Source organism: Streptomyces laurentii (assembly GCF_040635425.1).
GTDB classification, from domain to species: domain Bacteria; phylum Actinomycetota; class Actinomycetes; order Streptomycetales; family Streptomycetaceae; genus Streptomyces; species Streptomyces laurentii.
This window is the reverse complement of sequence record NZ_JBEYHT010000009.1, coordinates 175558-184195: the sequence shown is the minus strand read 5'-3', so window position 1 is coordinate 184195 and position 8638 is coordinate 175558. Positions and strand designations below refer to the sequence as shown.

Genomic DNA, 8638 nt, shown 5'->3' with positions numbered 1-8638 from the left:
ATCTTCCGGGGAACACCCGGCCGCGGATCATCACACAGGCCGTCCAGGCCGCGTTCCAGGAAACGGCGCCGCCAGGTGCGGACCGTGTCCGGAGCGACCCGCAGCCGGCGGGACACCTCCATGATCGAGTGTCCCTCGGCACACTCCAGCACGATCCGCGACCGCTGAGCCACAGCCTGGGCCGTCGTCCGCCGACGCACCCACCCCTCCAGCACAGCCCGCTGGGCATCAGTCACCGACAACGGCGGAATCTTCGGACCCGGACGACTCATACCTAACTAACGACAAACCTCCGACTCAGGTCACTAGGAATGGCCGGACAGTCGGCGAGAGCCGTGAACTACCCCCGCGGGTGCGGGGACGACCGAGGTCCATCTGGTGATGCCGGGCCAACACCCGAACTACCCCCGCGGGTGCGGGACGAGATGGCCTGGGCCTGCCTCGATCGGGCCATCGGGGAACTACCTCCGCGGGTGCGGGGACGACTCGGCGTCAGCGAAAGCGCGGCGCTCGTCCTCGGAACTACCCCTGCGGGTGCGGGGACGACGGCCTGCCGGGTGCGGGCCGTCTGCGCCGCGGCGAACTACCCCCGCGGGTGCGGGGACGACGCGAGCGGGGTGAACATCCGGTACCGGCCCGCCGAACTACCCCCGCGGGTGCGGGGACGATGTCGCCGCGACGTGGAGGATCATCCCGGCCTCGGAACTACCCCCGCGGGTGCGGGGACGACAGCACAGCAGGCGTGAGCGCGAGCCACGACCACGAACTACCCCCGCGGGTGCGGGGACGACCCGGTACGCGGGGACCAGCTCCCTCGCGGTGCCGAACTACCCCCGCGGGTGCAGGGACGACTGGGCCGAGGCCAGCGCCGCCAGCTCGTGGGTCGAACTACCCCCGCGGGTGCGGGGACGACCACGGTACGGCGGGGGACCGACAGGCAGTGGGAGAACTACCCCCGCGGGTGCGGGGACGACGTCACCCGCGCGTGGGCGGCCGCGCAGGCCCTGGAACTACCCCCGTGGGTGCGGGGATGACATCGCGGCCGAGTACGGCACCCGCTTCCACGGCGAACTACCCCCGCGGGTGCGGGGACGACCCCCGGCCGACATGGACGCCTCGGCCTCCGAGAGAACTACCCCCGCGGGTGCGGGGACGACGCGGCCGAGACCGGCGCCAAGGGCAACCGCGAGGAACTACCCCCGCGGGTGCGGGGACGACGAGAACCAGCGGCAGGGCGGATTCCTCGGCACGGAACTACCCCCGCGGGTGCGGGGACGACGTCGCGCCGGTCCGTACGGCCGGGATGGTCAGGGAACTACCCCCGCGGGTGCGGGGACGACTTCGCGACCGCCCTCATGACCCAGATCACCCGCGAACTACCCCCGCGGGTGCGGGGACGACACGACCACGGCACGTCCATGGGCATGTCCCAGGGAACTACCCCCGCGGGTGCGGGGACGACAACGACGGCAACGGCTACCAGCCGGGCCCCAAGGAACTACCCCCGCGGGTGCGGGGACGACTCACAGCCGCGGATCGGGTCCCAGCGGAAGCGGGAACTACCCCCGCGGGTGCGGGGACGACAAGACCGTGCGCAACACGGCACGGACCATCGGGGAACTACCCCCGCGGGTGCGGGGACGACAGGACGATGACGTGGATGTGCGGGTGCCACAAGGAACTACCCCCGCGGGTGCGGGGACGACGCCTCGCCGGCCATCGACCTGGACGACGTCCTGGAACTACCCCCGCGGGTGCGGGGACGACGCAGTGCCCCGGTCCGGTTTGGTCCGGGGCACTGAACTACCCCCGCGGGTGCGGGGACGACCCTCCCGGATGCCCGCCCCCACGCCCACCCCCGGGAACTACCCCCGCGGGTGCGGGGACGACAGGCGCGGGGTGGATCCGCCGCCCGAGCTGCCGGAACTACCCCCGCGGGTGCGGGGACGACTGCGCGCAGGGCCTCATCACCTGCCGGCTGAAGGAACTACCCCCGCGGGTGCGGGGACGACTGTGCCTCGGTGACGTACGCCTCGATCTCGGTGGAACTACCCCCGCGGGTGCGGGGACGACAGCGCGAGGATCCCGCCGCCCATCAGGTAGAGGGAACTACCCCCGCGGGTGCGGGGACGACACTGCGCCCTCTCAGACTCTCCCGCCACAGCGGGAACTACCCCCGCGGGTGCGGGGACGACACTGCGTGAGCTGCAGCGTTGCTACCGAGGGACGCTGATTTCCTTTACATGCATTCCGGCTCCGACTGCCTGCTCTGGGGCTCTGTCAGTGGCAGAGCCTACTGTGGCCCGGAGTCGAAGTGGGGTGGTTTCGTGGTGGATCGTCAGGGCTCGGTCGTTGCCTTGATGAAGGCGATGGGGCTGTCGCCGGAGGTGATGGAGCGGGTGTCACGGTTATGGGGGAAGTCTGCCGCTCGTAACGGAGGCCGGACGCATCTGTTGTTGGGGCATCTGCTGGATACGGCGGCTGTGGCCGGGCAGATGTGGGAGGGGTACCTGTCAGCGGCGTTTCGGCGGAGGCTGGACGAGGTCAGTGGGGGCCGGGGCCGGCTGTGGTTCATGTGGGTGTGTGGCATCCACGACTGCGGGAAGGCCTGCCCGGCGTTCCAGGCGTTGGATCCGACCGAGGCAGCACCGGTGCTGGCGACCGGGCTGACGTGGGGGCGGCTGCCGACGGACCGGAAGAAGATGTGGCGCCACGATGTCGCCGGTGCTGCGCTGTTGAGGCCGAGGATGGCTTCCGAATGGGGCAGCGAGGAAGCTGCCGAATGGGTGTGGCCGCTGATCGCCGGGCATCACGGTGCGTTTCCTTCGGTTGGGGACATCGGGCCGCGGCACCGAGAGGTCCAGGGCCGGGGCGCCGCCTGGGAGGAAGCGCAGCGCGCGGTGGTGGACGTGTTCACCCGTGCTGTCGGTTTCGAAGATCTGGCGGACACACGGCCGACTGGTGTCCTGCGTAAGGCGGAGCAGTTGGCGTTGTCCGGGCTGATCGTGATGGCGGACTGGATCGCCAGCGACAGCCGTCACTTCACGGGTCTGGCGGATGCCGAACTGATCTCGTTCGGCGGGGCCCGGCGCCGGGCGGAGGTGGCATGGGAGCGGTTGGGGCTGCGTGGTGGCTGGCAGGACCTTGCCCTGCCACGGCACCGTCTTGATCCGCTGATCGACCGGCTGGGTGTACAGCCGCGGGCGTCACAGCGGGAGTTACTGGAACGCGCGTGGTCAATGCCGGTGCCGGGTCTGATGGTGGCCGAGGCGCCCATGGGGGAGGGCAAGACGAAGGCGGCGCTTGCGGCCGCTGAGGTTCTGGCGGCGCGATTCGGCCTCGGTGGTGTGTTCGTGGCGATGCCGACCCAGGCGACGAGTGACCCGATGTATGAGCAGGTGCTTGATTGGGTGCGCACCTTTGATCCGGCACTTGAGTCGCAGGTCGCCCTCCTGCATGGGCGTCGGCGGTTCAACGCCTGGTGGCGGGCGATCTGGGACGGCAAGCCGCGGCCGGATGGTGACGGATGCGGGTGTGAAGACGGAACCGGACCTTGTGGCACCGGGGCGGCCGCGGTGGACGACTTCGGTGCCATCGACGAGGACGACGAGTACGGCATGGCACCGGCCGAGCCGTCATCGGCCGGTCAAGTCGCAGTCCCGTCAGCGGACGGCCCGGCGCACTGGTTCCTCGGGAACAAACGCGGCCTGCTCACCTCGTTCGCTGTCGGCACGGTCGACCACCTGCTGCACGCGGCGACCCGCACCCGCCATGTCATGCTCCGATTCGCGGGACTGGCCGGGAAGGTCGTGGTCGTGGACGAGGTGCATGCCGCGGACGTCTATATGAGGCAGTTTCTCGTCGAGGCGCTGCGCTGGCTGGGGCAGGCGGGAGTTCCGGTCGTGTTGCTGTCGGCGACGCTGCCGCCCGCTCAGCGACAGTTGTTCGTCGACGCCTACCTGTCCGGAGTCCTCGGCACCGCGGATGTTCACCAGCCGGTCCCGGAGCCCGCCGGATACCCGTGCGTCACGGTCGCCTATGGCGCGGGCGGCCGGGCGGTCGCGGAGACGTCCCGTGAGGCGGTGCCGCCCTGGAGGGAATCGGCGCCGGTCGAGCTGGCATGGCTACCCGACATCGACCCCTCTGGAGCACGGGTGGCACAGGCTGTGCGGGAATCCGTCGCCGACGGCGGCGTCGCCCTGGTGGTGGTCAACCAGGTCGCCCGGGCGCAGGCGATCTACCAGGAGCTGCGGGATGCCGGCTTCGACGGCAGTCTGCATCTTCTGCACGCGCGGCTCTGCGCCGCGCACCGTGCGGATCGGACGGCGGAGTGCCTTCGTCTCATGGGGCCGCACGCCGGTGAGGACCGGCCGCGGCGCATGGTGGTGATCGCCACGCAGCTTGCGGAGCAGTCCTTCGATGTGGACGCCGATGTGCTGATCACCGATCTGGCGCCCACTGACCTGCTTCTGCAGCGTATCGGCCGGCTCCATCGTCACAGTGGTACGCGTCGGTCGGTGGCTCACCTGGTGCCTCGGGTTCTGGTCACCGGTGTGGCAGCGGGAAGGGATGGCATCCCGCGATTCCTGCGTACGTCGGAGAAGATCTACGGAGAGTGGTCGCTGTTGCGTGCGGCGGCCCTCGTCATGGAGACCGCAGGCCCTCTCGTCGCCGGAGAGGAGAAGAATCCGCGTCCGGGCTCGGACTGGAGTATTCCGGCCGATGTACCGAGTCTGGTCGCTCGCGCCTACGGGGAAGCCGAGATCTGTCCAGCCGGCTGGCCTGAGGCCGAGTCGTGGGAGCGGTGGCGGGCCGAAGAGCTGAAACGAGAGGGGAATGCCGGCGGATTCCTCCTGTGTCGTCAGCGGGAGTGGGCTTTTCCTACGCTGGAGGGTCTCCACTACGCGGGCAGCCGGGCCGCTACCGAGGAGCAGCTCGACGCCGTGGTCCGGGACGGCGCCCCGACAGCGGAAGCAGTGATCGTACGCAGGGTTCCTGGCGGACACCGGGCGTACGACGGTACGTGGCTCGGGGTGCACGGCGAGGTGGATGACGACGAGGTGACCGACCGGTTGATGGGTGGCACCATCCGGCTGCCGCAGGGCCTTTCCGAGGCCGTCCAAGCGGAGTTGCGCCCGCTTCCGGGGTGGGCCGACCGGCCGTGGCTGCGCTACCAGTCGGCGCTGGTGCTGGAGGAGGACGGTACGCGGCTGCTGGGTGCGAACCGGGTGTCGTATGACGACGATCTCGGCCTTGTTGTCGAGCGTCTGTGAGCCGTGGTGCGCGTGGAGCGTTCCCTTGGGTTCCGGTCACCCCCGCAGGTGCGGGGACCACGTGAAGCAGTGAACGGGAACACCCCTGGCCATTCCGGGGAGGCGGGAGCGCTCCACACGCCCGCAGAGCTTACTCAACCTTTGGCCAGGGCTCATGAGTTGGCGAAATACGCTCCCATGAGAATCGCCAACCAGCTTGCAAGCATTGAACATTGCGTGGAAGCGTATCTGCTGCAAGGCGAGGCGATGCGTGCCTGGGGAGAAACGCATCGGATTGCCGTCCGCATGTCCAGGGGGACATGTGGATGCCTCATGAAGGGGGGAAGCCGCCATGGATGTCACTGGAGACCTGGTCCACGGCGCGATGCTGACCGTGGTCGATGTGGACGGTTCCACACGGTCGGTCGGCTTATCGGGAGCACTGTCCGAAGCACACAGCATCCGGCGGCTCGAGCTTCCGGTGCACACGATGCTTCCGGTGGTGCTCAGGCAGCTGCTGCTGCCGATCACGCTCGACGCACTCGGGGCGCCGCGGACCAGGCAGGAGTGGGGTGAGCGGTTCCGGCGCGGGAAGTTCTCCGAGGAAGAACGGGCGCTCCTCGCGGAATATCTCGGTCCTGGCCGCTACGGGGACCGGTTCCGGCTGTTCGACGCGGAGCGTCCGTTCGCGCAGGTTGCCGGACTGCAGGCGCTGAACGGGGAGACGAAGTCGACCGCCCAACTGGTGCCATCGGTTGCGTCCGGCAATAACGTGCCTCTGTTCAGCGCCCTGAGCGAAGCGGACGAGCTGCCGCTGACGCCGGGTGACGCAGTGCTGTGGCTCTTGCACGTGCACTGCTGGGACACCGCGTCGATCAAGACCGGTGCCGTAGGGGACCCGCGGGCGGACAAGGGAAAGACCACGGGGAACCCCACCGGGCCGCTCGGCCAGCTCGGTGTCGTGGTTCCCACCGGGGAGACGCTGTACGAGACGCTGCTGCTGAACACGCCCGTTGTGCCTGATGGTCTGAGGGACGACGACCGGCCGCAGTGGGCGTGGGACGAGCGCCCGGCCTCCCTCGGTTGTACATCGCCGGCCGAGCCCGCCTGGTCCGAGCGTCCGGCGAGAGGGCTGCTGGACCTGCTGACGTTCCAGGCCCGCCGGGTCCGTCTCTTCCCCTGCCAGACGGAGGAAGGGCTGCGGGTGAACCGTGTGATCGTGTCCGCCGGCGACCGGCTGACGCAGACGCCCGAGGACGACCCGCACACCGTATGGCAGCACACCGCCAAGCCTAAGAAGGGGCAACCTCACCGGCGGCCCCGCCGGCACGCCTCCGGCCGGGCGGCCTGGCAGGGGCTGAACACCCTCCTGGCCATGACACTGCCCGCACAGGGCGACGGCCCCTACACATCCGTGCTGCTGCGGCAGATCGGGGACCTGCAGGCCGCGAAGGTGCTGTCCGAGTCGTATCCGCTCGGCGTGGAGACGTCGGGACTCGAATACGGCACCCAGTCCGCCGTGGTCGAGAACGCGATCGGCGACGATCTGCCCCTGCCCGTGAAGGCGCTGCTCGCCCAGGATCAATGGCTGCGTGAAGCCCTGCTGGACTGCGTGGAGCAGGCCGGCCAGGCAGCCCGGGCACTGGACGTCATGAACAACGACCTGCGCCGTGCCTCGGGCGGCGATCCGCTGCCCCGTGACAAGGGCAGCAGGCCATCCGCACAGTTCCTGCACTCCCTCGACCGGACCATGCGCCGCCTGCTCGTCGGGCTGCGGACTGTCGGAGAAGACGACGACGAGCTTCTGGAACGTGCCCGGCTGGCGTGGGAGCAGTCCGTGTGGAGAGCCGCGGGCACGGAAGCCCGCCTCCTGCTCGCAGCCGCTCCGCCGCGCGCGATCGTAGGCCGCACGGTGAAGAACGGCGACAAGGAATTCGTGTACCGCAGCGGCAAGGCCGCCAGTGCCTTTTGGGCGAAGCTCGCCCAGATCCTGACGCGCGCGGCCGAGGAATCCCGCGAGGCGGCGAAGGAGACGGCTGCGGTATGACATCCCTCACCAGCACCCCAAAGACGCGCCCCGCAGCCGGCCGGACACGGCAGCTCTTCTGGGAGGAAGCCGTCCAGGACTGGCAGTCGGCGCGGAACGAGGGGCGGCGCCCGGAATTCTCCGAGTACGTCACTCGGAACCTCAGAGCCCTGCGCGAGGGCGTCGGCCGGGAGGCCGGCACCGTCGCGTCCATGCGGACCGTCCACCGGATCCACCTGCCGGATGGCCTGCCGGACGGCGACCCCGACCGACTTCCCCGCTCCTACATCGCCGAGCACTACACGCTCACCTTGTTCGGCCTGCACCAGCACACGGGAGCCGAACCCGTTCACCAGGAGGGCATCGGTCTGGGCACCGCGTGCCTGAGCCTGCCCCGGAACGAGGCGCTGACACAGGACGCGTCGACCCGCCGGCTGATCGCGGCCGCCAACGCCCAGGACATGCACGAACTGGCACACCACCTTCAACGGCTTGTACCGCTCCTGCGGAAGGCCGGCATCAGCCTGGACTACACACGCCTGTTCCGTGACCTGAACCGATGGGACGGGCCCGAGCGGACCAGGGTGCTGCGGGCCTGGGGCCTGCAGTACACGGACCCCGGCCTGCCCACCCCAAGTGGCGACGACGAGAAGAGCGCCGACCGTGAGCGGGCACCGTACTGGACGACATTCGAGCCCGGCAGCCCGGACAACGGCGCGGAACTGGCCGCACTACGGTCCGGGACCGGGCGCGAGGCGGGAACAGTCGCCGCGATGTGGCCGTTCCACCGCACCTCCATGGCATCCGAGTGGCGGGACAAGGGGTCTCTCACCCGGGACCTGACAGCCGAACACGTGGCACTCACCCTCTTCGCCCGCCACCAGCAGACGCACGACCACCGGATGCACGTCCCCGGTCACAGCCCGGGCACTGCCGCCGGCCTGCTCGCCCGGAAGGCTGCCACCGACAGCGACGGCAAAGGTGAGACCGCGGCGCTGGAGAGACGCTTCGGCGTCCTGCTCACCTCCGCCGACGCCGACGAACTCGCCATGCATCTGCGCTACCTCGTCCCACGGCTGAACAAGGCCCGCATCGGACTCGACTACGACCTGATCCGCTCCGCCTTGCGTACCTGGGACGACCCGCGCTGGACGGATGCCGTGAGCGGCTACCGGCACAAGTGGGACAGGGACTTCCACCGCGCGGCGACGTCCTGACACCACCTGAGGCAGCCGCTCCGGTGCGCCTCCGAGGACGCGGAGTCCCCGCTGCCCGGACTTCCGCGTGCCGTCACCTCTTCGACTCGTATCTCTCCCAAGCGCCGTGTGCTGCCGCGACGCCTTATGCCTTCAAGGAGTCA

Annotated in this window: 4 protein-coding genes and 1 CRISPR repeat array; of the genes, 3 read left to right on the top strand and 1 reads right to left on the bottom strand. The window is 69.7% G+C overall.

Going from position 1 to position 8638, the window contains the following annotated elements; all coding sequences use genetic code 11:
* A partial coding sequence (locus tag ABZ693_RS08920; protein ID WP_359874971.1) for a helix-turn-helix domain-containing protein occupies positions 1 to 122 on the bottom strand: 122 nt, incomplete at its 3' end.
* Positions 123 to 458: 336 nt separating this feature from the next.
* Positions 459 to 2195: direct repeats of the CRISPR family, unit length 28 nt; unit sequence GAACTACCCCCGCGGGTGCGGGGACGAC.
* 135 nt (positions 2196 to 2330) lie between these two features.
* On the opposite strand from ABZ693_RS08920, the gene cas3 reads away from it, so the two are divergent.
* From cas3 to casB, 3 genes are all read left to right on the top strand, one after another.
* Positions 2331 to 5273, top strand: coding sequence for a CRISPR-associated helicase Cas3' (cas3, locus tag ABZ693_RS08915; RefSeq protein WP_435842374.1), 2943 nt, complete (start codon positions 2331 to 2333; stop codon positions 5271 to 5273).
* 331 nt (positions 5274 to 5604) lie between these two features.
* A complete protein-coding gene (gene casA / locus ABZ693_RS08910; RefSeq protein ID WP_359874951.1) occupies positions 5605 to 7299 on the top strand; it encodes a type I-E CRISPR-associated protein Cse1/CasA in 1695 nt (564 codons plus the stop codon).
* Entirely contained in the window at positions 7296 to 8495 is a 1200-nt protein-coding gene (casB, locus tag ABZ693_RS08905) for a type I-E CRISPR-associated protein Cse2/CasB (RefSeq protein ID WP_359874949.1), read from the top strand. The genes casA and casB overlap by 4 nt, the downstream gene beginning before the upstream one ends.
* Positions 8496 to 8638 lie beyond the last annotated feature (143 nt).